The organism is Delftia sp. WSY_22 (assembly GCF_043104185.1).
Taxonomy (GTDB): Bacteria; Pseudomonadota; Gammaproteobacteria; order Burkholderiales; family Burkholderiaceae_C; genus Comamonas; species Comamonas tsuruhatensis.
On sequence record NZ_JBICKN010000027.1, the window covers coordinates 190315 to 215674 of the forward strand.

Below are 25360 nucleotides of genomic sequence, written 5' to 3' on the forward strand. Positions count from 1 at the left end.
GTGGATCAGTGGATCAGGAAAAGGCTGCGCCGCATTGGCGCAGCAGGGTATGTGCCTGTTGTTCCAGGTCGGCGCGGTGCTCCGGCGCCGCGATGTCGATCAGCCGTTTCACGCGGCGCGACAGCGTCTGGCCGCGCAGGTCGGCCACGCCGTGTTCGGTGACGATGAGGCCGGCGTCGCTGCGCGGCGTGCTGACGGGGCCGGACAGCCGCGCAACGATGCGCGTGGCCCCCCTGGCCGTGGCGGGCAGGGCGATGATGGGCAGGCCGCCGCGGCTGCGTGCCGCGCCGCGCAGAAAGTCCACGGCGCCGCCCACGGCGCCCACGTAGACGCCGCCTGCCACTTCGGAATTGATCTGGCCCGTGATGTCCACTTCCACCGCCGAATTGATGGCGGCCAGCCTGTGGCTGGCGGCCAGCACCTCGGGGTCGTGCGTGTAGCGCGTCTCGCGCAGCTGCAGGGCGGGGTTGCGGTGGGCCCAGCGCCTGAGCGATTCGCCGCCCATGAGGATGCCGCCGATGCCCACGCCGCGGTCCTGGCTCTTGCGCGCGTGGGTCAGCACGCCGGCTTCGGCCAGGGCTGCAATGCCGTCGCCCACGGCGCCGCTGTGCAGGCCCAGGTCGCGGTGGCCGTGCAGGGCGGCGAGCACGGCCTCGGGCAGGTTGCCCACGCCCACCTGCAGCGTGGCGCCGTCTTCGATGAGGGCGGCCACATGGCCGGCAATGGCCTGCTCGGCAGGGCCGGGCGCGCTGCGCGCTTGGTCCGGCGGAGGGTGTTCGGCATCGACCAGCAGGGCGAAGTCGCCGGCCTGCAGGTGCAGGCTGCCGTGCGTCCACGGAATGGCGGGGTTGACCTCGCCGATCAGCACGCGCGCCTTGCGTATGGCGGCCGGCAGGTATTCATGGACCAGGCCCAGGCTGTAGCGGCCTTGTGCATCGGGTGGCGAGACCTGGAGCAGCACCACGTCGGCAGGCAGCAGGCCCTCGTCGATCAGGCCGGGCAGGTGGGAGTAGTGGCTGGGCAGGATGTCCAGCACGCCGGCCTGGGCCAGCGCGCGGTGGGGGCCGCCGGCCGCGTAGCCGAAGAAGTCGATGGCGTCGGCATGCGCCGGTTGCAGCGTGTCCGATGCGCCCATGCCCACGAAGACGCGCAGCCGGCCCTGGCCACCGTGCCGGGCCAGTGCATGGCGCTGCGCGACCACGGCGCGCGTGAGCGTCAGCGGCTCGGCCGTGGCCTGGCCCCACCACAGGGTGTCGCCGGGGCGGATCAGGGCCTGCAGCCTTTCTTGCAGGGCGTCCGGCGACAGCACGCTCATGGCGCGCGGTCCCAGTCGAAGCGCGTGGGCTGCTTGTCCTTGAAGCGCTGCACCGCCTCCTGGTGGTAGTCCGAGCCACGGCACATCGTCTGGGCATAGGCTTCCAGCTCGGCCATGGCGCGTGCGTCCAGCTCGAAGGCCTGGTTCATGGCCGTCTTGGCCATGCCGATGGCGGCTGTGGATGCCTCCCCGAAGCGCCGCGCCAGCGCCAGGGCGGCGGCCTGCAGGGCCTCGCCGTCTTCCACGATCTCGTAGACCATGCCCAGCGACCTGGCTTCCTCGGCCTGCACGGTGCGCGCGGTGAAGACCAGCTCCTTGGCCTTTTGCAGGCCCACGATGCGCGGCAGCATGTGCATGGCGCCCAGGTCGGGCACCAGGCCGATGCGGCCGAACACGGCGCAGAATTTCGCGCGCCGCGTGCACAGCACGAAGTCGGCGGCCAGCGCCAGGCTCAGGCCCGCGCCGAAGGCCGGGCCGTCCACGGCGGCGATCACGGGCTTTTCGAGGTTGACCAGCTCGGGGAACCACTGGTGCAGGCTGCGCATGCGCTGGCGCCAGGGCAGGCCGGCCTGGCTGGCATCCATCATCTGGCTGATATCGCCGCCCGAGCAGAAGGCGCCGCCCGCGCCCGTGAGGATGACGGTGTGCACCTGCGCGTCATCGCGCATCTGCGCCACGGCGGCGGCCAGGGCCGGGCGCATGGCCTGGTTGAGCGCGTTGCGGGCCTCGGGCCGGTTCAGCGTGATCGTGCCTATGCCGTCCTGGACGGAGGTCAATACGGGGGAGGTGTTCATGGGAACTCCAGGGCAGGGGGAAGGAGCGGCCTCTTGCGAGGCCGCCGTGCATCAGGCGAGTTCGGCGTAGCCGTGACTCAGGACCACTTTGTCACGTTCGAGCACGCGGGCGCGCAACTGCAGCTGGCAGGGCTGGTCGGGCGTGCGCCAGATCTCGGTGACCAGGGTCTCCCCGGGATAGACGGGCGCGGTGAAGCGCACATCCAGCGCCTTCAGGCGCGCGGGATTGCGGTCGCCGCATTGGCGCAGCACGGCATGGGCCACCAGGCCGTAGCTGGCCAGGCCATGCAGGATGGGCCGCTCGAAACCGGCCTTGCGCGCCACGGCCGGGTCGGCATGCAGCGGGTTGTAGTCGCCCATCAGGCGGTACAGCAGCGCGGCCTCGGGGCGTATGGCCTGGGTGTCGGTGAAGTCGGGCGCGCGGTCCTCCGGCGTGGGGCGCAGCGGCGCCAGGGGCGCGTCGCTGGGCTGGCCGCCGTCCAGCAGGCTGTAGCCGCCATCGCCGCGCAGAAAGCTGACCTGCTGCACGGTGGCCAGCAGCTCGCCCCCGGCGGTCTCCAGGCGCCGCTCGGTGACCATGATGGCGCCTTTGCCCTCACCCTTGTCCGTCAGGTGCGTGATGCGGTTGTGGCCCACCACGTCGGCGCTGGCCGGCAGCGGGCGGTGCAGCCGCATGCGCTGCTCGCCATGCAGCAGCTTCACCCAGTCGATTCCCGTATCGGCCTCGCGCGCCCAGAAGCCCGGGTAGCCCAGCACCACGGCCTGCGAGGGCAGGGCGCGCAGCCCGCCCGGCGCCCCTTCGTAGAAAAAGGGCAGGGCGTCGGCGCACAGCGGATCGCTGCCCAGGCCCAGGCTCAATGCATAGAGCATGGTGTCGCGCTCGCCATAGTGCTGGCGCACGGGCTCGAAGGGGCGCTGTTTCAGGTGCTGATAGCTGATGGCCATCACGGTTCCTCTCAGTGGTTGATGGCGCTGGCGCGCTTCAACCCTCGCAACTGGCGCGGCCCGACTCAGGGACACCGAGGAAGGGCCGCCCCGCACCGAGGGTGTCGTCCCCCTCCCTCGCGAAGCGAGTAGAGAGGGGGAAGGCGCGTAGCGCCTCAGGGGGTGTCGTTCAAACAGGATCCCAGCTGAAAACGTCGGCTGACCGGTCCAGCGGCACGAACGATGCCTTGAGCGCAGGCATGCCGTGCTCGGCAATGAACTGGGGCGACCAGCCCTCGCTGCGGTGCACCGAGCGCAGCGGGCGCGGCTGGCTCATGATGAAGATCTCGTTGTTGCGCACGGCGAAGACCTGGGCGTTCACGTCGCGGGCCGCGTCGGACAGCAGGTAGACGGCCAGCGGGGCGATCTTGTTGGGCGTCATCTGCTGGATCTTGGCTACGCGCGCCTGCTGCTCGGGCGTGTCGGTGGGGATGGAGCCGATCATGCGGCTCCAGGCGAACGGCGCGATGCAGTTGGAGCGCACGTTGAACTTCTGCATGTCCAGCGCGATGGACTTGGACAGGGCCGTCAGCCCCAGCTTGGCCGCGCTGTAGTTGGCCTGGCCCAGGTTGCCGATCAGGCCCGAGGTCGAGGTCATGTGCACGAAGGCGCCGCTTTCCTGCTCCTTGAAATGGTTGGCGGCCGCGCGGCTCATGTAGTAGCTGCCGTACAGGTGGACCTTGATGACGGCGTCCCACTCGTCCAGGCTCATCTTGTGGAAGAACCGGTCGCGCAGGATGCCGGCGTTGTTGACCACGCCGTCGATGCGGCCGAAGCTGTCCACGGCGCACTGCACGATGCGGGCCGCGCTGGCGGCCTCGGCCACGCTGTCGGTGTTGGCCACGGCCTGGCCGCCTGCGGCCTTGATCTCATCGACCACCTTTTGCGCCGGGCCGGCGTCCGTGCCCTCGCCCGTGGTGGAGGTGCCGATGTCGTTGACCACCACCTTGGCGCCCTCGGCCGCCATGGCCAGCGCCATGTCGCGCCCGATGCCGCCGCCGGCACCCGTCACCACCACTACCTTGTCCTGCATCATTTTCTGCGCCATGGCCTGTCGTCCCCGTTCAATGTTCGTTGGAAAGAAGTCGGGACCAAGGATGCCGGCAAACGCCGCACCGCGCCATTCGCCAATCACAAGGGCGGACTTCGCGGGAATGAAAGCAGCGCGGCGGACAGGCCGCGCCGGTCCAGCCTTCAGCGCGGCCAAAGGCTTGCTTAAGAAAACGCGGATTGCGGGCCGCCGCGCTTGCACCGACCATGGCGGCCATGACAGACAAGCAAGCTACCGACACCCTCGACGCCGCCGCGCTGGCGCATCTTCAGTCCTGGCAGGGCCGCAGCGAAACCCTGGCAGACAGCATCACGGCCGCGCCCGTGGCCGCGCTGTCGGCCACGCTGGACCGGGAAGACCCTGAGCCCGCCGACGGCACGGCGCTGCCGCCGCTGTGGCACTGGATGTACTTCCTGCCCCATGCACGCCAAAGCGAGCTGGGCCCCGACGGCCACCCGCGCCGTGGCGGCTTTCTGCCGCCCGTGCCGCTGCCGCGCCGCATGTGGGCCGGCGGGCGACTGCGCTGGGAGGCAGGCAACGCGCTGCAGGTGGGCCAGAAGGTGCAGCGCCGCTCCACCATCGGCTCGGTCAGCCACAAGAGCGGCCGCTCGGGCGAGCTGCTGTTCGTGCTGGTCGAGCATGCCTACAGCAACGACCAGGGCCTGGCGCTGACCGAGGAGCACGACATCGTCTACCGCGCCGCTGCCCAGCCCGGCGATCCCGCGCCCACGCCGCAGAAGCCGCCGCTGGACGGCCAGCAAACCTGGTCGCGCACCATCGTTCCCGACGACGTGCTGCTGTTCCGCTACTCGGCCCTGACCTTCAACGGCCACCGCATCCACTACGACCGCCGCTACGTCACGGGCGTGGAGGGCTATCCGGGCCTGATCGTGCACGGCCCGCTGATCGCCACCCTGCTGCTGGACCTGCTGCGCCGCGAGCTGCCCCAGGCGCGCGTGCTGTCCTTCGAGTTCAAGGCCGTGCGCCCCACCTTCGACCTGCATGCCTTCAGCGTGCACGGCAAGCCTTCTGCGGACGGCAAGACCATTGAACTCTGGGCCCAGGACCACGAGGGCTGGCTGACCATGACCGGAAAAGCCACCCTGGCCTGAGACCCCTGAACACCGAGCCTTGAGACCACCATGATCGAACACACGCTTTCCAACAATTTCCCCGAGATCCGCGACGCCATCCGTGCGCTGTGCGCCGAGTTCCCTGACGAGTATTTCCGCAAGATCGACGAGCAGCGCGCCTATCCCGAGACCTTCGTGGACGCGCTGACCAAGGCCGGCTGGCTGGCCGCGCTGATCCCGCAGGAGTACGGCGGCTCGGGCCTGGGCCTGACCGAGGCCAGCGTGATCATGGAAGAGATCAACCGCTGCGGCGGCAACTCGGGCGCCTGCCATGGCCAGATGTACAACATGGGCACGCTGCTGCGCCACGGCTCGCAGGCGCAAAAGGAGAAGTACCTGCCGCGCATCGCCTCGGGCGAATGGCGCCTGCAGTCCATGGGCGTGACCGAGCCCACCACGGGCACGGACACCACCAAGATCAAGACCAGCGCCGTCAAGAAGGATGGCCGCTACGTGGTCAACGGCCAGAAGGTCTGGATCAGCCGCGTGCAGCACAGCGACTGGATGATCCTGCTGGCGCGTACCACGCCGCTGGCCGAGGTGAAGAAAAAGAGCGAGGGCATGTCCATCTTCATGGTGGACCTGGCCGAGGCCCAGAAGAGCGGCCTGACCGTGCGCCCCATCCCCAACATGGTCAACCACGAGACCAACGAGCTGTTCTTCGAGAACCTGGAAATCCCCGAGGAGAACCTGATCGGCGAGGAAGGCAAGGGCTTCAAGTACATCCTGGACGGCCTCAACGCCGAGCGCACGCTGATTGCGGCCGAATGCATTGGCGACGGCTACTGGTTCCTGGACCGCGTGACCAACTATGTGCGCGACCGCAACGTGTTCGGCCGCCCCATCGGCCAGAACCAGGGCGTGCAGTTCCCGATTGCCGATGCCTTCATCGAGGTCGAGGCCGCCAACCTCATGCGCTGGAAGGCCTGCGAGATGTTCGACGCCAACCAGGCCATGGGCGCCCAGGCCAACATGGCCAAGTACCTGGCGGCCAAGGCCAGCTGGGAGGCGGCCAATGCCTGCATCCAGTTCCACGGCGGCTTCGGCTTTGCCTGCGAATACGACGTGGAGCGCAAGTTCCGCGAGACGCGCCTGTACCAGGTGGCGCCGATCTCCACGAACCTGATCTATTCCTACGTGGCCGAGCACATCCTCGGTCTGCCGCGTTCTTTCTGAAGGCACTGCGCATGACACAGCAACGCCTGAGGCCCCTGGACGGCACCACCGTCGTCTCGCTGGAACATGCGGTGGCCGCACCGTTTTGCACGCGCCAGCTGGCCGACCTGGGCGCGCGCGTGATCAAGGTCGAGCGGCCCGGCAGCGGCGACTTTGCGCGCGGCTATGACCAGCGCGTGCAGGGCCAGTCCTCGCACTTCACCTGGATCAACCGCAGCAAGCAGAGCCTGGCGCTGGACCTCAAGCAGGACGAGGCCATGCAGGCGCTGCTGCAGCTGCTGGAGGGTGCCGACGTGCTGGTGCAGAACCTGGCGCCCGGCGCGGCCGCGCGCATGGGCCTGTCCTATGCGGCGCTGCGCGAGCGCTTTCCGCGCCTCATCGTCTGCGACATCAGCGGCTACGGCGCTGACGGCCCCTACCGCGACAAGAAGGCCTACGACCTGCTGATCCAGAGCGAGGCGGGCTTTCTCTCGGTCACGGGCACGCCCGAGGTGCCGTCCAAGGCTGGCATCTCGGTGGCCGACATCGCGGCCGGCATGTATGCGTACACCAACATCCTGTCGGCCCTGCTGCTGCGCGGGCGCACGGGCGAGGGCAGCCACATCGACGTGTCCATGCTGGAGGCGCTGGGCGAGTGGATGGGTTACCCCATGTACTACGCCTTCGACGGCGCGCCGCCGCCGCCGCGCACCGGCGCCTCGCACGCCAGCATCTATCCCTACGGGCCGTTCGAGGCCGGTGACGGCGGGACGGTGATGCTGGGCCTGCAAAACGAACGCGAGTGGAAGCTCTTTTGCGAACAGGTGCTGCTGCAGCCCGCGCTGGCCACGGATGCGCGCTTTGACAGCAATGCGCGCCGCAACGCCAACCGCGAGGAGCTGCGCGCGCTGATCCTGGGCGTGTTCAACGCGCTCGATGCCGCCCAGGTGGTGCAGCGGCTGGATGCGGCCGGCATTGCCAATGCGCGCGTCAACGACATGGCCGGCCTGTGGGCCCATCCGCAGCTGGCCGCACGCCAGCGCTGGTGCAGCGTGGACACGCCGGCCGGTCCGGTGCAGGCGCTGCTGCCGCCCGGCGCCAACAGCGCCTTCGACTACCGCATGGAGGCCGTGCCCGCCGTGGGCGAGCACAGCGCCGCCATCCTGGCCGAGCTGGGCTGGAGCGCCGAACGCATCAGTGCCCTGTGCCCGCCCCCGGGAAAAACCGCCCCCTGAAACCAGGGCGCATGCCCAAGAATGCGCCGGAGACCCAACCCATGAAAAACGACACCCAAGTGAGCATCCATCCGCTGGCCCAGTTCGCCGCCACGCTGCGCTGGGACGACGTTCCCGCCGCCGTGCAGCAGCGCGCCGAAGACCTCTGGGTGGACTGGTTCGGCTCCGTGCTCGCAGGCCAGGGCGCGCGCCCCGTGCAGAGCATCACGCGCTTTGCGCTGTCCCAGGGACTGGCCGGCGGCCCCAGCGAGGTGCTGGGCCAGGACGCCGCCACTTCGCCCATGATGGCTGCCCTGGCCAATGCCGCCGCCTCGCATGTGGCCGAGCAGGACGATGTGCACAACGGCTCGGTCTTCCACCCCGCCGCCGTGGTCTTCCCGCCCGCGCTGGCCGTGGCGCAGAGCATCGGCGCCAGCGGCGCCGAGCTCATGGCCGCCTGCGTGGCCGGCTATGAGGTCGGCATCCGCGTGGGCGAGTTCCTGGGCCGCAGCCACTACCGCATCTTCCACACCACGGCCACGGCCGGCACCCTGGCCGCCGCGGCCGCCGTGGGCCGGCTGCTGGGCCTCACGCCCGCGCAGATGCAGCATGCCTTCGGCTCGGCCGGCACGCAGTCGGCAGGGCTGTGGGAGTTCCTGCGCACGGGCGCCGACAGCAAGCAGCTGCACACGGCGCATGCGGCCGCTGCGGGCCTGATGTCGGCCTACCTGGCCCGGGACGGATTCACCGGTGCGCAGGACATCTTCACCGGGCCGCAGGGCCTGGCGGCAGGCATGTCCACGGACGCCGATCCCACGCGCCTCACGGACGGCATCGGCACGCGCTGGGCCACGGCCGAGACCTCGTTCAAATGGCATGCCTCCTGCCGCCACACGCACCCGGCCGCCGACGCGCTGCTGCAGGTCATGCAGGACCACGGCCTGGCCCCCGCCGACCTGGCGCAGGTTACCTGCCACGTGCACCAGGGCGCCATCGACGTGCTGGGCCCCGTGGTCGATCCCGGCACGGTGCACCAGAGCAAGTTCTCCATGGGCACGGTGCTGGCGCTGGCCGCGCGCCACGGCCATGCGGGCCTGGACGAGTTCGACAACGAATACCTGGCCGCCACCACGGTGGCCCTGCGCGAGAAGGTGGGCATGGTGCTGGACCCTGAGGTCGATGCCGCCTACCCGCAGCGCTGGATCGGCAAGGTCACCGTGCTCACCACCGATGGCCGCACGCTGCACGGCCGCGTGGAAGAGCCCAAGGGCGATCCGGGCAACACGCTGTCGCGCGAGGAGATCACGGCCAAGGCGCTGCGACTGATCGCCTATGGCGGTGCCCTGCAGGACGACCCCGCCCAGGCCGCCGTAGCGCGGCTGTGGCAGATCGCGCACTGGCCGCGCGTGCAGCGCCTGCTTGACTGAGTTCTTGACTGAGTTTTCGCGCCGGCCCCGGCCGGCGAATCCATGGGAAAGGCGCCACCACAGAGCGCCTCCCGCTTCCACCAAAGTGCACAGGAGACAAACCATGCAACGCACCACTTCTTTCCGCCGCCGCCTCGTTTACGCAGCGGCCGCCGCCTGCGCCCTTGCCGCCGGCGGGACGACCACCGGCGCCCTGGCCGCGGCCTGGCCCGAGAAGCCCGTCGTCCTCGTCGTGCCCTACAGCGCTGGCGGCCCCACCGATGTGGTGGCGCGCCTGCTGGCCGTGCCCATGGGCCAGGTGCTGGGCCAGAGCGTGCTGGTCGAGAACACCGTGGGAGCGGGCGGCACCATTGCGCCCAACCGCGTGGCCAAGGCCAAGGCCGACGGCTACACCATCCTCATCCACCACATGGGCATGGCCACGGCGCCTGCGCTGTACAAGAAGCTGCCCTATGACCCGCTCAAGGACTTCGAGTACATCGGCCAGGTGCTGGACGTGCCCATGACCCTGCTGTCGCGCAAGGACTTCCCGGCCAACAACTTCGCCGAGCTGCTGGACTACGTGAAGAAGAACCAGGACAAGGTCTCGCTGGCCAATGCCGGCATCGGCGCCGTCTCCCAGCTGTGCGGCATGCTGTTCATGCACCAGGCGGGCGTCAAGCTCACCACCGTGCCCTACAAGGGCGCAGGCCCGGCCATGAACGACCTCATGGGCGGCCAGGTGGACCTGCTGTGCGACCAGACCACGCAGACCGTGCCCGTGATCAAGGACGGCCAGCGCGCCAAGGTCTTCGGCGTGACCACGCCCAAGCGCCTGTCCTCGCTGCCCGACATCCCCACGCTGGACGAGCAGGGCCTCAAGGGCTTCGACGTCAAGGTCTGGCACGGCATGTACGCGCCCAAGGGCACGCCCAAGGAGGTGGTCATGGCCATCAACAAGGCGCTGAACGTGGCCATCAAGGACGAGAACGTCAAAAAGCGCATCGCCGAACTCAGCTCCGACCTGGTCACGCCCGACAAGGCGACGCCGGAAGGCCTGCGCACCCACCTGCAGGCCGAGGTGGCGCGCTGGGACAAGGTCATCAAGGCCGCAGGCGTCTCGGCCGAATAAACCGCTCTCCCAAGGACATCCGCATGCACGATCTGGCGCGACAGGCCACTTCCTTTCTCTTCGTCCCCGCCACGCGGCCCGAGCGCCTGGGCAAGGCCCTGGACAGCGGCGCCGACATGGTCATCGCCGACTGGGAGGACGCCGTGGCCCCGGCCGACAAGGACGGCGCCCGCCAGGCGCTGGCCCAGGCCGTGGGTGCGCTGGAAGGCCCGGCCCGTGCCCGCCTGCTGGTGCGCATCAACGCCGAAGGCACGCCCTGGCATGCGGATGACCTGCGCGCGCTGGCGCAGCTGGTGGAGCAGGGCGTGGCCGGCGCCATGGTCTCCAAGGCCGAGCGCGCCCAGACACTGCATGCGGTGGCCCAGGCTGCGGGCGCACGGGCGGCCGTGCTGCCCCTCATCGAAAGCGTGGCCGGCCTGGACGCGGCCGACGCCCTGGCTGCCGCGCCCCAGGTGGTGCGCCTGGCCTTCGGCCACCTGGACTTCCAGGTCAATGCGGGCATGGCATGCGACCAGGGCGAGGAAGAGCTGCTGCCCATGCGCATGGCCCTGGTCCTGGCCTCGCGCCGCGCCGGCATCGGCGCGGCCGTGGACGGCGTGACGGTGGACACGCGCAACCCCGAGCGGCTGGCCCAGGACGCGGCACGCGCGCGGCGCATGGGCTTTGGCGGCAAGCTGTGCATCCACCCGGCCCAGGTTCAGCCCCTGCACGCCGTCTTCGACCCCGATGCAGCGGCCGTGGCCCACGCGCAGCGCCTGCGCCAGGCCCTGGCCGAGGCCGGAGGCGGCGTCTGCGTGCTGGACGGCCGCATGGTCGATGCGCCCGTGCTCAAGCAGGCCGAACAGGTGCTGCTGCGCCATGCCTGGGCGCAACAGAGATCTGCAGCACGATCTTGATGAAAATGAGACTGAAAGGCCGTTTTGCACTCAGAGTTTTCTGATTCTGGTGCAAGCAGTCCAATGATTTCCCTGATGGTGAATCCATCTGCCTCGAATACGCTTGGCCAACTCGATTGATTTCGAGACGGCGGTTTCTTGATCCGGTGTCTCCGCCCATGGGGGCACCCAGGCAAAGGAGCGTGTGATGGCAGTGATCTCGGGGACGGAATCGAACAGCGGATTCAACGGCCAATTGAATGACCGACTGAACAACCGATTGAATCGGCGCCAGGCGCTGGCCCTGGCGGCCGGCGCCGTGGCGGCAGGGCCCGCCAGCGTGCTGGCGCAGGCCGGCTTTGCCACACGGCCCGTGCGCATCGTCGTGCCCTTTGCGGCGGGCGGCGCCACCGACGTGATTGCGCGCATCCTGGGCGAGCGCATGGCCCAGCAGCTGGGCCAGACCGTGGTGGTGGACAACAAGCCCGGCGCGGCCGGACTGATCGGCGGCGAAATGGTGGTCCGCTCCGCGCCTGACGGGCTCACCCTGCTGCTGGGCACCACCTCCACCATGCTCACCAACAAATACCTCTACAAGAAGACCGCCTACGACCCGCTGACCGACCTCACGCCCCTGTCGCGCGTGTGCATGGCGCCCATCGCCCTGGTGGTCACGGCCGACGTGCCCGCCTCCAACCTGCGCGAATTCATGGCCTGGGCCCAGGCCAACGCGGGCAAGCTCTCGTATGGCTCCTACGGCATAGGCTCGCACGGCCACCTGGCCTGCGCCGTGCTCAGCGACATGGCCGGTGCCGGCATGGCGCATGCCGCCTACCGGGGCGAGGCGCTGATGGTGCAGGACATGCTGGGCGGGCGCATCCCCATCGGCATGGGCAGCCTGCTCACGCTCAAGCCCCACATCGATGCAGGCAAGCTGCGCGCCCTGGCCGTCACCGGCACGCGCCGCGTGCCCCTGCTGCCCGAGGTGCCTACCTTTGCCGAGGCCGGCTACCGCCACGAGGCCATGGAACTGTCCGGCTGGCTGGCCATCGCCGGCCCCAGGGGCCTGCCGGCCGACCTCACGCGGCAATGGGGCGAGATCTCCAACCGCGCCGTGGCCAGCCGCGAAGGCACGGCCCGCATCATCGCGGCCGGTTTCGTCCCTGTCGATGACGACAGCCCTCAGCGCTTCGGCAAGGCCTGGGCGCAGGAGGCTCCGGTCTGGGGGCGGCTGCTGCAGTCGGCGGGGGTGCAACCCGGTTGATGGCGCACAGCGGCCCTGGTTGCCCAAGGCTGCACTCATGCCCTGTGCTGTAATCGCCCCTCCTCAGGCGGCCCCGGTGGTGCAATGCCATGACGGGACAGCCCGTGGTTTCTCAAACATTCAAGAGAGGGTATTACCGTGAGTGCATTGGTCATCAAGGCCTGGAAAGCCAGCGAGCAACCCATAGACGACAAGGGCAACCACATTGCCATCACAGGCCGCGAAGGCGGCCTGGTCGCCTGGATCCTGTCCAAGGTCAACATCGATCCCACCACCACCATCCGCGTGGGCAGCGAGCGCCTGGAGTTCAGCAGCGCCTCGCTGTCGGGCACCCAGTCGCGCCTGATCCCGCTGCAGGGCATCTGCTCCACCTACTACGGCTATCACAAGCCCTGGAAGACGGCGCTGGGCATCGGTGCCCTGTCGCTGTTCATGGGCGGGTCCATGATGGCCCAGAGCTTCTTTGCAGGTCTGGTGGTTATGCTGATCGGCTGGGGCATCGCCGCCGTCATCTACTTCCTGAACCGCACCCTGACGCTGGGCTTCATCGAGAACAGCGGCGCAGTCAACGGCATCCAGTTCAAGCGCTCGGTGATCGAGAACATCGACATCACCCAGGAGCAGGCCAGGCAGGTCTGCGAACTGATGCAAAAGCTGATCGAGGCCAAGGAAAAGCGGCTCTGACCGCTTGAGTGAAAAGGAAAGCGCGGCATGCGCTTTCCTTGTGCGCGCCGCGATCTGGGGGCAAGACCCGGCGCGCGCTATTGGGCAGATGGGGAGCAGTCGGGCTCCACGTCCATGCCCAGCGGCAGGTAGTGGTGCTGCGCGGGTGTCTGGCTGGCTTCAGGCGCCAGACGAAAGTAGTGCTGCTGGCCTGTGGCTGCCATGGAGTCGCCCGATGCCGAGATGGCGGCTAGCGGTTTGCGGGCGTCGAGAAGGGTGATGGTGTGCTCCGGATCAGTCCAAAGGCCAGAACCATATTTCTTTTGAATCGAAATAGCATGCGGAGTTACACACCTGAGTGCTATTTTGGGATTCAATCACATCAATATGGCCTCCGTTGTAGCCTGCAATCTTCCAGAAGAAGATTACCCCTTTCTTGCCGGACAATTTGGTATGTGCATCGGTAGCGCTGAATATCTGAGGCTTGCCAAGTATATGGGGCTTGGCAAGCTGATCAGCGAGTAGTTTTGCGCCGGGCTCGAACGTCCGGCCTTTGTATTTCCCGGTTTTTATCTTCAATCGCCCGTTGATGATGACGCCTGACTTGATCAGGGCCAGGCTCAATCTGGTTGCGCAGGTGTTCTGATAACCGGCGTTTTGTCGGATCAATGCTGCATCGTCGTATCCAAGCTCCTCATAGAGTGCTGTGCGAGACACATGGCTGGAGTTCAGCTCGTTGGCCGAATAGTGATGAGATTTGAGCGTTGCGTAGGACGGTTTCATTTTTTCCCGCCTTTGCAAGGAAACTCTTTTCCAAGAATGTCGCTGATGACATGGGCAGCCCGTGACTCACGCTGTTTGAGATCCAATTTGCTCAATCCGCTGTGAAGTACTTCTGCCAGAGTGATGGTCTTGAAATGCTGGTAATCGCACCAGACCCGTCCTTCCGTGGCATCCAGAACACCGAGCAGATACATCTCCGCATATCTTCTTTCCATGAGGTTTTTGCTCATATATGCAGTAAAGAACGTATCCGCCGATAAATTGTTGTTCTCGATGATCAGCCGCTGGGAATCTGGAACTGGTCGGGCAAGCCGAGTCTCAGCGTTGGCATGGGGAAAGACATCCAGTATCAAAGTAAAAATAATGAGGATAGGGCTGGAAAGATACTTCCAAAAACAGAACGGCATCGAATTGCCAAAGACTGGTGGTTTTCTGCTGTCTGTGTGAACCCTCAAGAATCCGTACATTGCCATCTCTGCCTTTCATGGTGAATCGATGATTTGAGTGCGAGAGTTCTTGGCTCAATCAACATGCACTGGCAGTTGTATTCTGGCTGGAAGCTCCGGGTCGAAGGGCAATTATTGACTGGCCAGGCATGTCTGGGCAATAGCCATCATTCCTGTTTGAGTGAATTGCCAGTCATTTGGGCATGTACGAGCCTGCCGGAATGCAGTCATACGGCAAGATTGCTCTTGGGAGAATGGTGGAATCTTTCGCGTCCTTGTTAGGGAGGTAACAATAAGTGTCTTCAAAAAAATACCGCTTCAGATGAGGCGGTATTTCCTGGGGGCGTGCCGTGCGCCAGCGAAAGAGGTGATCACTCAGGCCTGAGCCCCGCCACGCGCCATCAGCTTGAAGGTGCCGGTGGCCAGGGCCACCAGGGTGCCATCCTCGGAACGAACTTCGCCGCGCGCGAAGCTGATGGAGCGGCCGCGCCGCTCGCAGTGGGCGGTGGCGATGAGATCACCGCTGCCGGCGGAGACGTAGTGCAGCGTGAGATCGATGGTGGCCACGCCGAAGGCCGTGGGGTCATGCGAGCGGCAGGCTGAGGCCAGGGCGCAGTCCAGCAGCGAGGCGATGGCGCCGCCGTGCACGTCGCCGCGGCTGTTGGCCTGGTCCGGTTGAAAGCCCATGCGGATCTGGGCGCGGTCATCGCCGATGCGTTCACCGCTGAGCTTCATGGCGCGGGCCATGGGCATGGGCAGCCCGAAGAGGATGCCGGGCGCCTCGCCTTCGAAGGGGTTGGCCGGGTGGTCTTTGATGGGTGTGTTCATGCGGGCAATCATCGCATCGGCATGACTCAATCCACCCGTGCACCTGTCGATTTGACGACAGTGGCCCAGCGCGTGATTTCCTTGTCGATATGCGCCTGCAGCGCCTCGGGCGTGGAGCCCACGGGCTCGTAGCCGCCGGCGGCCAGCTGGGCCTGCAGCGCGGGCTGGCGCAGGGCGGAGGCGATCTCGCGGCTCAGGCGCTGGGTGGCTTCGGCGGGCGTGCCGGCCGGCGCGATGACGGCGTACCAGCCGGTCACGTCGAAGCCTGCGATGCCCTGCTCCTGGATGGTGGCCACCTCGGGCGCCAGCGCCGAGCGCTGCGGGCTGGTGACGGCCAGCGCGTGCATGCGCCCGCTGCGGATGTGGGGCATGGAGGTGGAGATGCTGTCGAAGGTCAGGTCGATGTCGCCGGCCAGCATGGCGTTGACCACGCCCGCGCTGCCCTTGTAGGGCACATGGGTCATGCGCACGCCTGCCATGGAACCGAAGTACTCGGCCGCAAGATGCCCCGTGTTGCCGTTGCCCGCCGAGCCGAAGGTGAGCTTGCCGGGGTTGGCCTTGGCGGCCTGGATGAGTTCCTGGATGTTCCTGGCCGGCAGCTTGCTGCTGGCCGCAACCACCATGGGCAGGTTGGCCACCAAAGACACGGGCGCGAAGTCGCGGCGGGTGTCGTAGGGCAGCTTGGGATAGAGGCTGTCGTTGATGGCATGGGCGGCCAGCACCATGAGCACGGTGTAGCCATCGGGCCTGGCGCGCGCCACGTATTGCGAGGCCAGCGTGCCGCCTGCGCCGGGCTTGTACTCCAGCACCACGGGCTGGCCCAGCTGCTGCTGCAGCTGCACGGCCAGCGGGCGGCCCAGGAGGTCGGCACTGCCGCCGGGCGGATAGGGAATGACCAGCTGTATGGGCTTGGCAGGCCAGGCCTCGGCAGCATGGGCGAGATGGGTGGCCGGGGCCAGCAGGGCGCAGGTCGCCAGGGCCAGGCAGGACAGCAGGCGGCGGCGCGGGAGTGGGTGCATGGGCATGGGCATGGGGGGACTCCGTTTCATGAAGAGGACAGGGCGCCGGCCTGGTACTGCTCGCGCAGCGCGCGCTTGAGCACTTTGCCGATCTCGCTGCGCGGCAGGCTGGCGGCCAGCCGCAGCTCGGCCACGCGCTGGGTCTTGCCCACGCGGGCGTTGAGCCATTCGCGCAGCTCGGCGGCCGAGGGCGTGGCATCGGGGCGCGCCACGGCGTAGGCCACGGGGGTCTCGCCCCAAGCATCGGAGGGCACGCCGATCACTGCGCATTCGGCCACCTGCGGGTGCTGCAGCAGCACGGACTCGATGTCGCTCGGGTAGACGTTGAAGCCGCCCGTGATGATCATGTCCTTCTTGCGGTCGCCCAGCACGATGAAGCCGTCCTCGTCCAGGCGGCCCACGTCGCCGCTGCGGATGAAGCGCAGGCCCTGGGCATCGAACCATTCGGCCTCCTGCGTCTTGTCGGGCAGGCGGTGGTAGCCGCTCATCATCCCGGCCGAGCGGCCCACGATCTCGCCCTGCTCGCCGTGCGGCAGTTCGCGGCCCTGCTCATCGATGAAGCGGATGTCGGCGCCCGGCCCTGGCCTGCCCACGGTGTGCAGCTTGTCGGGGAACTCATGGCAGTGCAGCTCGCAGCGCACGCCGCCTTCGGTCATGCCGTAGTACTCGATGAGCCGTCCGGGCCAGCGGCGCAGCACCTCGGCCTTGAGCGCGGGATGGAACGGCGCGCTGGTGCAGAACTTGTGCCGCAGGCGGCTCAGGTCGGCGCCGTCGAACCCCGGGCACTGCATCAGCCGCTGGTACTGCACGGGCACGAGCATGGTGTGGGTGGCATGGTGGCGCTCGGCCAGTTCCAGGTAGTGCGCCGCGTCGAACTTGCGCATCAGCACCAGGGTGCCGCCCAGCCCCAGGGTGGGCAGGGCCGCGACCAGGGTGGTGTTGGAGTACAGCGGCGTGGCGCACAGCGAGACGGCATCGGGCCCGTAGCCGTTGTGGATGGCGCGCTGCACATGGGCCCAGCGCATGGCCCAGGACTGGACGATGCCCTTGGGCACGCCCGTGGTGCCCGAGGAGTAGATGACGTTGAAGGGCCAGTCGGGCTGGGGGTGGATGGGCGTGGGTGCCGTGCCATGGTCCGCTTCGTCCGCAGCCAGCCATTGCGACCACGGCATGCCGGCTTCGACAGCGCCGTCCAGGGCCACGCATTGCAGATCCTGTCCGGCCTGCAGCGGCCATTGCGCGGCGGTGTCCGCGTCGCGCAGTACCAGCCGGGCGCCGCAGTTGTCCAGCATGGCGCTCAGGTGGCCGGCCGTGGCCGACGGGGCCAGCGGCGCCACGGCCACGCCCGCGCGCAACGCGCCCAGGAAGGCCAGCACGTACTCGGGCGAGCTGCCCGCGCAGATGGCCACCACGTCGCCGGGGCCCAGGCCCTGGCGTTGCAGGCGCAGGGCCACGCGGTCCATGCCCAGGCGCAGCGCGGCGTAGTCGAGGCTGCGGCCGTCCATGGCCAGGGCGGTGTGGCGGGGGCGCTGGCTGGCCTGCAGCGCGACGAGTTCGGGCAGCGAGCCAAAGGGCTGGCGCAGCAGGGCGGCGATGTCTTCTTGCATGGGGGGCGGACGGGAGGGGAGAACTATTCCAGCGACAGGCCTGCGGCCTTGACGATCTGGGCCCAGCTCTTGCGTTCCTGGGCGATGAAGGCGTCGTACTCGGCCGGTGTCTCGCCACCGGGCACGCCGCCCAGGTCGGCAAAGCGCTGGCGCACTTCGGCCGTCTGCATGGCACGCCGGGCAGATTCCTGGATGCGGCCGACCACGGCATCGGGCGTGCCGGCCGGTGCCAGCAGCCCGAACCAGGCCGTGACCTGCATGGGCACGCCGGCCTCGGTCATGGTGGGCACCTCGGGCAACTGGGCCGAGCGCGTGGCGCTGGTGATGGCCAGCGCGCGGAACTTGCCGCTCCTGATGTGCGGCATGGAGCTGGGCAGGTTGTCGATCATGTAGTCCACCTGCTGGCCCAGCAGCGCCGTGACCGCTGGCGCGGCCCCGGGAAAGGGCACGAGCGTGACCTCGATGCCGGCCTTCTGGCGGAACATCTCAGAGGACATGTGCGGCGACTGGCCCACGCCCGACGTGGACACGTTCAGGCGCCGGGTCCTGGCCAGCTCCACCAGCTCGCGCACGCTGCGCACGGGCGAATCGGCATGGACCACGAGGATGTTGGGCACGGAGATCACATTGGTGATGCCGCGCAGATCGCTTTCCTTGTAGCTGAGCTGCTTGTACAGGCTGAAATTGATGGCCACCGGGCCGATGTTGCCCATGAGCAGCGTGTAGCCATCGGGCCTGGCGCGCGCCACCTGGGCCGTGCCGATGCTGCCGCCGCCCCCGCCCTTGTTCTCCACCACCACCGACGTGCCCAGGTCCTTGCCCATCTTCTCGGCCAGCACGCGCGCGGCAATGTCCGTGGTGCCGCCAGCGGCGGCCGGCACCACGATGGTGATGGGGCGTTCAGGCCAGGCCGCCGCCAGCGCGGCGGCAGGAGCCAGGGAGAAAAAAGGCAAAGCGGCCAGCAGGGCCAGCAGGCTGCGGCGGACGGTCATGGGCAGTCTCCAGTTCACTGCCCGCAACGATAGAAAACCCTGGGCCCCAGGGCACCAGGGTTTGACTGGAGATCCGCTTCGCCATTCGGAAACCCGCGCTTAGGCCCACTGGAACGGGTGCTAACCCCTTGCCAGCACCAGAAAAGAGCCCAAGAAAAAAGGCGCCGAAGCGCCTTTCATTGACCGTGTGGTGCACAGCGCCAAAAACTGGCGCGGCCCAAGTCAGGGACACCGAGCAAGGGCCGCCCCGCCGCGAGGGTGTCGTCCCCCTCCCTTGCGAAGCAAGCAGAGAGGGGGAAGGCGCGTCAGCGCCTCAGGGGGTGATCAGGGATACAGTCCCCGCATTTCGCGCGCATGCAGGATGCGCTGGCAGGCCACGATGAATGTGGCGGTGCGCAGCGTCACGCCGTGCTGCTGGGCCACCTGCCAGATGGCCGCGAAGGCGTCCTGCATGATGCGCACCAGGCGGGCGTTGATCTCGTCCTCGCTCCAGAAGAAGCTGGAGAAGTCCTGCACCCATTCGAAGTAGCTCACCGTCACGCCGCCGGCATTGGCCAGCACGTCGGGCAGCACCAGCACGCCCTTTTCGGTCAGGATGTCGTCGGCCTCGGTGGTGGTGGGGCCGTTGGCGCCCTCGATCACCATCTTGGCCTTGATCTTGCCGGCGTTGTCCTTGGTGATCTGGCCTTCCAGTGCGGCGGGGATCAGGATGTCGCAGTCCACGCCCCAGAAATCGGCAGCGTCCATGGCCTCGGCGCCGTCAAAGCCGCCCACGCCGCCCTTGGCGGCCACGTGGGCCAGCAGGGCCGTCACATCCAGGCCGTTGGCGTTGCGGATGGTGCCGGTGTGGTCCTGCACGGCCACGACCTTGGCGCCCGCGTCGGCGAACAGCTTGCCGGCCGTGCCGCCCACGTTGCCGAAGCCCTGCACGGCAATGCGCGCGCCCTGGACCGACAGGCCGGTCAGCTTGGCCGCTTCCACGCCCACGGTGAACACGCCGCGGCCGGTGGCCTCGACGCGGCCCAGCGAGCCGCCCAGGTCCACGGGCTTGCCCGTGACCACGCCGGTGGCGGTGGCGCCGGTGTTCATGGAGTAGGTGTCCATCATCCAGGACATGATCTGGCCGTTCGTGTTGACGTCAGGCGCTGGAATGTCCTTGGAGGGGCCGATCAGCAGGCCGATCTCGCTGGTGTAGCGGCGCGTCAGGCGCTCCAGCTCACCGCGCGACAGCGTCTTGGGATCTACACGGATGCCGCCCTTGGCGCCGCCGTAGGGCACGTTGACGGCCGCGTTCTTGACCGACATCCAGGCCGACAGGGCCATGACTTCGGACAGGGTCACGTCCTGGTGGAAACGCACGCCGCCCTTGCCGGGGCCGCGGCTCAGGTTGTGCTGCACGCGGTAGCCTTCGTAGTGGGCGATGGTGCCGTTGTCCAGCTCGATCGGCACATCGACGATCAGGATGCGCTTGGGGCGCTTGAGGGTTTCGACCCAGCGGGCGAGATGGCCCAGGTAGGGGGTGACGCGATCGACCTGCTGCAGGTAATTGCCCCAGGGGCCGAGGTGATTGGCCTGCAGGTAGGAAGGGATGGCGTGGTTGGTAACGCCGGCCGAAGCGGGTTGCTGCATGGTGGTTCCACACAAGAGTTGTCTGAGGGTTTTGAGCTTATTCCCGGGGCTATGCGCTGTCCAACGCCTTATGCGCGAGAGCCTTATGCATTTAATGCATAACCATGGGATCGCCTTGTCCAGCGGACAATCGGGGCCGCTTGCGACCCTCCGATGCACTCCAAGAAAGCCGCTCCATGACGAACAACCCCCGCACTCCCACAGACCTGGCCCATGCGCTGCTCCAGGCGCGCCACAGCGGCGAATTGCTGGATGCCGACGACTGGGCCGACGTGGTGCGCGCGCCCGCAGATGCGCAGGCCGTGCAGGCCGCCATGGCGCCCGCCCTGGGCTGGCGCGTGGCCGGCAGCCAGCAGGGACCGGGCCGCGTTCCGGGCTATTGGAAGTCTGGCGCGCCGCGCCGCGATGCCCCGCTAACCCATGCGCCGCTGCCCGAAGAAGGCGTCTGGGCCAGCCCTTCGGTGGCCGGTGGCGCGCCGCTGCACCTGCGCGGCATCGAAGCCGAGATCGCCCTGCGCCTGGGCCGCGAGGTGACGGCCGAGATGGCTTCCGCGCTGCAGCCCGGCGATGGGCTGGAGCTGATCGACGGCATCACCGCCGCCATCGAGGTGGTGGATACGCGCTGGCGCCAGCACCTGAAGGCGCCGCCGCTGCTGCTGGCCGCCGACGGCCTGTGCCATCGCGCCCTGGTGCTGGGGCCGTGGCAGGACGCTTCGCGGCTGCTGCCGCGCGAGTCGCCGCGGGACTGGTCTGCCCAGGTCTGCCGGCTGCGCGTGGGTGCGGCGCCGCTGCAGGCGTTCACCGGAACGCATCCGCTGGGCGATCCGCTGTGGCTGCTGGCCGGCTGGCTGCAGGAGCTGGTGCGCCGCTATGGCAGCGTGCCCGCAGGCACGGTGGTGACCACGGGCACGTGGAATGGCCTGGCCTTTGCCCAGGCCGGCGACCTGGTGGTGGCCGAGCTGGACGGCATCGCCGAAGCCCGCCTGCAGCTGTGAACCTTCAGGCAGGCCATCGAGTGATCAGGTGATCTTGTAGTCCTTGAGGGCCGGATCGCCGGGCGGAAAGCGCAGTTCCAGGTTGCGCAGCACCTCGCGCAGCAAGGTGGCGATCATGAGGTTGCGGTGCGTCTTGGAGTCGGCCGGCACGATGGTCCAGGGCGCCCAGGGCGTATGCGTGGCGCCCAGCAGCTGGCCGTAGGCCTGCTGGTAGTCCTTCCACTGCGTGCGCACCTTCATGTCGTTCTCGTCGAACTTCCAGTGCTTGGCCGGGTCGTCCAGGCGCTCCTGCAGGCGCATGCGCTGTTCGTCGGCGCTGATGTGCAGCAGGAACTTGACGACCACGGTGCCCGTCTCGCTGAGCATGCGCTCGAAGTCGTTGATGTGGGCAAAGCGCTGGCGCTGCTGCTCGGGTGTGATCCAGCCGTTGACCACGGGCACCAGCACGTCCTCGTAATGGCTGCGGTTGAAGACCGTGATTTCGCCAGCGGCAGGCACCTGCTGGTGGATGCGCCACAGGTAGTCATGGGCGCGCTCGGCCTCGGTGGGGGCCTTCCAGCCCACGGCGTGCACGCCCAGCGCACTCATGCGGCCGAAGACGCCACGGATGGTGCCGTCCTTGCCCGCCGTGTCCGTGCCCTGCAGCACGACCAGCAGCTTGTAGCGGCGGTCGGCGTACAGCAGGTTCTGCAGCGCATCCAGCTCCTCGGCCAGGGCCTCGACGGCGACCTTGTCCTCGGCCTTGCCGTTGCCATTGGAAAAGGGCTTGGCGCCCGGGTCGAAGTCGGCCAGGGCAATGGGTTTGTCCTTGTCCTTGTCGGACCTGGCGGAGCGCGGCTGCCACTGTTCCCAGAGCTTTTGCACGGCCGCATCGCGGCTGGAGAAAGGGTTGGAGGCGTCCATGGATAGAGCGGTGGGTGAGGTGGAATGTCAGGGCCGGGCGCGAATGGATTGCACCTGCAGTTGCGGCTGCGCCATCGAAGGCGCGGCGCCAGCGGCGGGCCTGGGGCCGGGCTGGCCCCGGACCTCCACGTTCTGCCGCTGCCACTGCGTGATCTGCTCGGCGCTCAGGCCCTGGAGCTGCCAGGTCTCGCCGGAGGTGGTCTGCAGCACGGGCTGCTCATGGGGCGCATTGCCGCGCAGCACCAGGCGGCCTTGCAGGGTCAGGGGCTGGCCGGCATCCGGCGCGGCGGGCGCGGCCGATGTCGAAGCGGGCGCCGGTGCGGTTGCAGGAGGTGGAGGTGGCGCGGCGCAGGCCGTGGCCAGCAGCGACAGGCTGCCGGCCAGCAGCAGGGGCAGGGCCCGGGCAACTGCGGTATGGGATGTCTGGGTCATGGCGGTCATTGCACGATGGCGGTGAGGGTGGTGCCGGCGGGAACGCGCAACTGCTCCTGGTACAGGCCCTGGGCGTCCGGCTGGCGTACGAAGGGGAAGTGGCCGCGCGCCGCGAGCTGGGCGGGCACGGTGGCGGGCAGGCGGCGTGCCGCCGCATAGCGCTGGCCGTCGATGCCCACCAGGGTGAAGCCCTGGTCCGTGCGTGCGGGCCAGCCGTAGCCGGCCGGGCCGCTGGAAGGCAACAGGGCGATGTTGGACCCCCATCGCTGCAGCGTGACGGGCAACGAGGGGCCACCGGCCTGTGCAATGGCGTTGCCGAGCACCTGCAGCGAGTCGGGCGAGGAGGTGTTCCTCAGCATTTGCTGGTAGAAGCCCACGCCGTGCTGGCGCAGCAGATAGGCGCCCAGGCTGCCCGTGACGTTGTAGCCGAAGCAGGTGGCATTGACATCCGAGGCCCAGCTGGCCAGGTCGCAGTTGAAGCCGGGCTTGGACATCCAGCCGCTGATGCGGCCGTCACGCATGGGATTGGTGCCGGGCGTGAGTCTTTCGGCCAGGATGTCTTCGGACATCAGGGCCGACATCTCTTCCAGGAAGGTGTCGAACATGTAGTCCGAGCCCTTGAGCGCGCCGCGCTGGTAGAAGTTGATCATGTGGATGAACTCGTGCGACAGCGTGCTGATCTGCGTGGTCAGCCCGTTGGCGCCGCCCAGGTACAGCGTTTCCGTGTCCATGTAGAACGACAGCGATTCGTTGCTGTACTGGAACTGCGAGCTGCCGGCCGTGCGCTTGAAGTTGTTCACGGCCCAGAAGTAGCCCAGCAGGCCGTAGGGCTGGCTGTCGGGCGTGAAGTTCACGAACACGATGTCGATCGGCTGGTCGGCCGCGATCAGCTCGCTGTGGGCCTGGGCTCCCCAGGGCTGGCCCGCCAGCCCCGTAACCAGGGCGTGCACGGAATCCGGCCCGCTGGCGAAGCGCTGTATCACGGTGTCCAGCAGGGCGTCGCTGACCTTGGCGCTGCCGTACTCGCTGTCTTCCAGCCACAGATTGATGGTGCGGGTGCCCGTGGGCGTGGGCGCGGTGGTCTGGCGCCGCAGCGTGGCGCTGCGCGTCTCGACCGTGGGGCTTTCCGTGTTGACGAACCAGCTGCGCTGGCTGCCCACGGGCAGCACGGCCGCCGACACCGCGCGCGAGGGCTGCACGCTCTGCCCTGCAACCGGGGCGGGCAGGCTCGGCTTGAAGTCACGTACGCGCTGGGGGATCTGGTTGACCAGTTGCGCAGCGCTCAGCGACTGTTGCGCCGCAATGCCCTGCGCCGCTGCGGCTGGCGGCGTGAGCGTGATGGGCGGCAGGGCCACGGCGGCATCGCCGGTGTTGGTATAGATCAGCGTCACGGGCCGGGTGCCCAGATTGCGCAGGCCCACGGCAACGGGCTGCTCTGCGGCGGTGGCGTTGGTGTAGCTCCAGACGCCGACGCCCTGGCCGGAATAGGTGGTGGCGTCGGTCGCCCCGCACGAGGCGCCCGTGCAGGCGGGGGTCAACTGTGTCGTGATGGAGTCGCCCGGCGTGGAGCCGCCGCCCCCGCCGCCGCAGCCTGCCAGTCCCGCACCCAGTACCAGTGCAACAAGGGCCTTGGCCCCAAAGTGGTCTTGAAACATGGGTTCCTCTCGATGGTCCATGTCCAGCCAGAAGAAGGAGGGCGGCCGGACGCTTGCGCCACTATCCCAGGCCTGCCTGCAGGCGGCAAGCGCTGGCCGGTTTCCCGCGTGTAGGCGCAGGGCTTGCCTGCAGGTCGCAAGCCGCAGGCCTCACCTGGGCTCCAGCCGCACCGGCACCTGCAACTGCTCCACGAACCGCCGCGCCGCCAGCCCCAGCGGGCGCTCCTTGGACCACACCCAGTCGACGAACAGCTGGGTGCCGTTGCTGATGTTGCACAGCGGAATGCGCAGCAGCGCGCCCGTCTGCAGCAGGGGCTCGGCGACGCTGAAGGGCAGCCACCCCCAGCCCAGGCCGGCCGAGATCAGCGACAGGGCCGCCAGGTGGCTGTCCGTGCGCCACAGCTGGTGCGAGAACACGAAGCGCGGATCGGTATGGGCCAGGTCGCGGCTGGCCAGCAGGATCTGGCGCGCGCCGGCCAGCTGGCCCACGTCCAGGCGCTGCTGCCCGTCCACGCCCAGTTGCCGGGCCAGCGGATGCCTGGCCGCCATCACGGCGACCATGGTTTCCTGGCCCATCTCCTGGAAATCCTCGCGCCCGTCGATGGCCGGGCGCTCGAAGACCAGGGCCAGATGTGCGCGGCCCGAGTGCAGTTCCTTGAGCGCATCGACCTGGGCGGCCACCAGCACTTCCACCTCCAGACCCGGGAATTCCTCGACCAGCGGCTGCAGCGGCGCGGCCCAGGCCGTGGACAGCAGCTCGGGCGCGATCACCAGGGTCAGCCGCTCCTCCAGTCCCTGGTGCAGGGCCAGCGCCTGGTGGTTGAGCTGCTGCAGCTGGGCGGCCAGCAGCCGGGCCTGGGGCTCCAGTGCGCGTGCCGCCGCCGTGGGCCGGGGCTCGCGGCCGCTGCGGTCGAACAGCTGCAGGTCCAGCTCGGCCTCCAGCTGGGCGATGGCCATGCTCACGGCCGAGGGCACGCGGCCCAGCTGGCGCGCGGCGGCGGAAAACGAGCCGTGGTCCAGCACGGCAATGAACAGCGGCACCTGGTCGGCTGGAAAGGACATGGTGGGGACCTGTCAGATTTATT

25 protein-coding genes are annotated in these 25360 nt (G+C 68.2%); 9 read left to right on the forward strand and 16 right to left on the reverse strand.

The window, feature by feature from the left end; all coding sequences use genetic code 11:
- Positions 1 to 13: 13 nt before the first annotated feature.
- The 4 genes from ACF8NF_RS15045 to ACF8NF_RS15060 form a co-directional block, all read right to left on the reverse strand.
- A complete protein-coding gene (locus ACF8NF_RS15045; RefSeq protein WP_392450788.1) occupies positions 14 to 1315 on the reverse strand; it encodes an acetyl-CoA hydrolase/transferase family protein in 1302 nt (433 codons plus the stop codon).
- The gene (locus ACF8NF_RS15050; RefSeq protein ID WP_016450246.1) at positions 1312 to 2109 is read right to left on the reverse strand and encodes an enoyl-CoA hydratase/isomerase family protein; all 798 of its coding nucleotides are present in this window, start codon (positions 2107 to 2109) and stop codon (positions 1312 to 1314) included. The genes ACF8NF_RS15045 and ACF8NF_RS15050 overlap by 4 nt, the downstream gene beginning before the upstream one ends.
- 51 nt (positions 2110 to 2160) lie before the next feature.
- Positions 2161 to 3054, reverse strand: a complete 894-nt coding sequence (locus ACF8NF_RS15055) for a MaoC family dehydratase (RefSeq protein ID WP_016450245.1) — start codon at positions 3052 to 3054, stop codon at positions 2161 to 2163.
- Positions 3055 to 3223: 169 nt separating this feature from the next.
- Positions 3224 to 4141, reverse strand: coding sequence for an SDR family NAD(P)-dependent oxidoreductase (locus ACF8NF_RS15060; RefSeq protein WP_392450789.1), 918 nt, complete (start codon positions 4139 to 4141; stop codon positions 3224 to 3226).
- Positions 4142 to 4350: 209 nt separating this feature from the next.
- Here ACF8NF_RS15060 and ACF8NF_RS15065 point away from each other — a divergent pair, with 209 nt between their 5' ends.
- The 8 genes from ACF8NF_RS15065 (at position 4351) to ACF8NF_RS15100 (ending at position 13007) form a co-directional block, all read left to right on the forward strand.
- Positions 4351 to 5256, forward strand: coding sequence for a MaoC family dehydratase N-terminal domain-containing protein (locus ACF8NF_RS15065; RefSeq protein WP_016450243.1), 906 nt, complete (start codon positions 4351 to 4353; stop codon positions 5254 to 5256).
- A 30-nt stretch (positions 5257 to 5286) separates the two neighbouring features.
- Positions 5287 to 6453, forward strand: coding sequence for an acyl-CoA dehydrogenase family protein (locus ACF8NF_RS15070; RefSeq protein WP_012202137.1), 1167 nt, complete (start codon positions 5287 to 5289; stop codon positions 6451 to 6453).
- 11 nt (positions 6454 to 6464) lie between these two features.
- Positions 6465 to 7667: a CaiB/BaiF CoA-transferase family protein gene (locus ACF8NF_RS15075; RefSeq protein ID WP_013800090.1), complete on the forward strand. Its 1203-nt coding sequence runs from the start codon at positions 6465 to 6467 to the stop codon at positions 7665 to 7667.
- A gap of 41 nt (positions 7668 to 7708) precedes the next feature.
- Entirely contained in the window at positions 7709 to 9073 is a 1365-nt protein-coding gene (locus tag ACF8NF_RS15080; RefSeq protein WP_392450790.1) for an MmgE/PrpD family protein, read from the forward strand.
- Between the two features lie 103 nt (positions 9074 to 9176).
- Positions 9177 to 10184, forward strand: a complete 1008-nt coding sequence (locus tag ACF8NF_RS15085; protein WP_074921220.1) for a tripartite tricarboxylate transporter substrate binding protein BugD — start codon at positions 9177 to 9179, stop codon at positions 10182 to 10184.
- 23 nt (positions 10185 to 10207) lie between these two features.
- Complete coding sequence (locus tag ACF8NF_RS15090) at positions 10208 to 11080, forward strand: HpcH/HpaI aldolase/citrate lyase family protein (RefSeq protein ID WP_392450792.1); 873 nt, start codon at positions 10208 to 10210, stop codon at positions 11078 to 11080.
- Positions 11081 to 11267: 187 nt separating this feature from the next.
- Positions 11268 to 12323, forward strand: a complete 1056-nt coding sequence (locus ACF8NF_RS15095; protein WP_160851165.1) for a tripartite tricarboxylate transporter substrate binding protein — start codon at positions 11268 to 11270, stop codon at positions 12321 to 12323.
- Positions 12324 to 12461: 138 nt separating this feature from the next.
- Positions 12462 to 13007, forward strand: a complete 546-nt coding sequence (locus ACF8NF_RS15100) for a hypothetical protein (protein WP_012202143.1) — start codon at positions 12462 to 12464, stop codon at positions 13005 to 13007.
- Between the two features lie 77 nt (positions 13008 to 13084).
- Here ACF8NF_RS15100 and ACF8NF_RS15105 read toward each other — a convergent pair whose 3' ends face one another.
- The 8 genes from ACF8NF_RS15105 to ACF8NF_RS15140 all read right to left on the reverse strand — a co-directional run bounded on the left by ACF8NF_RS15105 (position 13085) and on the right by ACF8NF_RS15140 (position 20290).
- On the reverse strand, positions 13085 to 13210 hold the full coding sequence (locus ACF8NF_RS15105) for a hypothetical protein (protein ID WP_265334601.1): 126 nt from the start codon (positions 13208 to 13210) through the stop codon (positions 13085 to 13087).
- 70 nt (positions 13211 to 13280) lie between these two features.
- On the reverse strand, positions 13281 to 13769 hold the full coding sequence (locus ACF8NF_RS15110; RefSeq protein WP_160851167.1) for a T6SS effector amidase Tae4 family protein: 489 nt from the start codon (positions 13767 to 13769) through the stop codon (positions 13281 to 13283).
- Positions 13766 to 14242: a Rap1a/Tai family immunity protein gene (locus ACF8NF_RS15115; protein WP_392450793.1), complete on the reverse strand. Its 477-nt coding sequence runs from the start codon at positions 14240 to 14242 to the stop codon at positions 13766 to 13768. The genes ACF8NF_RS15110 and ACF8NF_RS15115 overlap by 4 nt, the downstream gene beginning before the upstream one ends.
- Before the next feature lie 348 nt (positions 14243 to 14590).
- A complete protein-coding gene (locus ACF8NF_RS15120; protein WP_034348652.1) occupies positions 14591 to 15043 on the reverse strand; it encodes a PaaI family thioesterase in 453 nt (150 codons plus the stop codon).
- Positions 15044 to 15069: 26 nt separating this feature from the next.
- Positions 15070 to 16068: a tripartite tricarboxylate transporter substrate binding protein gene (locus tag ACF8NF_RS15125; protein ID WP_155524846.1), complete on the reverse strand. Its 999-nt coding sequence runs from the start codon at positions 16066 to 16068 to the stop codon at positions 15070 to 15072.
- Positions 16069 to 16088: 20 nt separating this feature from the next.
- On the reverse strand, positions 16089 to 17669 hold the full coding sequence (locus ACF8NF_RS15130; protein ID WP_392450795.1) for a class I adenylate-forming enzyme family protein: 1581 nt from the start codon (positions 17667 to 17669) through the stop codon (positions 16089 to 16091).
- 23 nt (positions 17670 to 17692) lie between these two features.
- Positions 17693 to 18661 (reverse strand): tripartite tricarboxylate transporter substrate binding protein, encoded by a 969-nt coding sequence (locus tag ACF8NF_RS15135; RefSeq protein ID WP_141832882.1) that lies wholly within the window; start codon positions 18659 to 18661, stop codon positions 17693 to 17695.
- Positions 18662 to 18985: 324 nt separating this feature from the next.
- Positions 18986 to 20290: a Glu/Leu/Phe/Val dehydrogenase gene (locus ACF8NF_RS15140; protein WP_280047605.1), complete on the reverse strand. Its 1305-nt coding sequence runs from the start codon at positions 20288 to 20290 to the stop codon at positions 18986 to 18988.
- A 176-nt stretch (positions 20291 to 20466) separates the two neighbouring features.
- On the opposite strand from ACF8NF_RS15140, the gene ACF8NF_RS15145 reads away from it, so the two are divergent.
- Positions 20467 to 21285, forward strand: coding sequence for a fumarylacetoacetate hydrolase family protein (locus tag ACF8NF_RS15145; protein ID WP_392450796.1), 819 nt, complete (start codon positions 20467 to 20469; stop codon positions 21283 to 21285).
- Between the two features lie 24 nt (positions 21286 to 21309).
- Here the strand turns inward: ACF8NF_RS15145 and ACF8NF_RS15150 are convergent, their stop codons facing one another.
- The 4 genes from ACF8NF_RS15150 to ACF8NF_RS15165 all read right to left on the reverse strand — a co-directional run bounded on the left by ACF8NF_RS15150 (position 21310) and on the right by ACF8NF_RS15165 (position 25337).
- The gene (locus ACF8NF_RS15150) at positions 21310 to 22188 is read right to left on the reverse strand and encodes a PPK2 family polyphosphate kinase (protein WP_017404944.1); all 879 of its coding nucleotides are present in this window, start codon (positions 22186 to 22188) and stop codon (positions 21310 to 21312) included.
- A 27-nt stretch (positions 22189 to 22215) separates the two neighbouring features.
- The gene (locus ACF8NF_RS15155) at positions 22216 to 22620 is read right to left on the reverse strand and encodes a hypothetical protein (RefSeq protein ID WP_392450797.1); all 405 of its coding nucleotides are present in this window, start codon (positions 22618 to 22620) and stop codon (positions 22216 to 22218) included.
- A 5-nt stretch (positions 22621 to 22625) separates the two neighbouring features.
- On the reverse strand, positions 22626 to 24275 hold the full coding sequence (locus ACF8NF_RS15160; RefSeq protein WP_392450798.1) for a hemagglutinin: 1650 nt from the start codon (positions 24273 to 24275) through the stop codon (positions 22626 to 22628).
- Between the two features lie 150 nt (positions 24276 to 24425).
- On the reverse strand, positions 24426 to 25337 hold the full coding sequence (locus ACF8NF_RS15165; RefSeq protein ID WP_017404947.1) for a LysR family transcriptional regulator: 912 nt from the start codon (positions 25335 to 25337) through the stop codon (positions 24426 to 24428).
- Between the last annotated feature and the right edge of the window lie 23 nt (positions 25338 to 25360).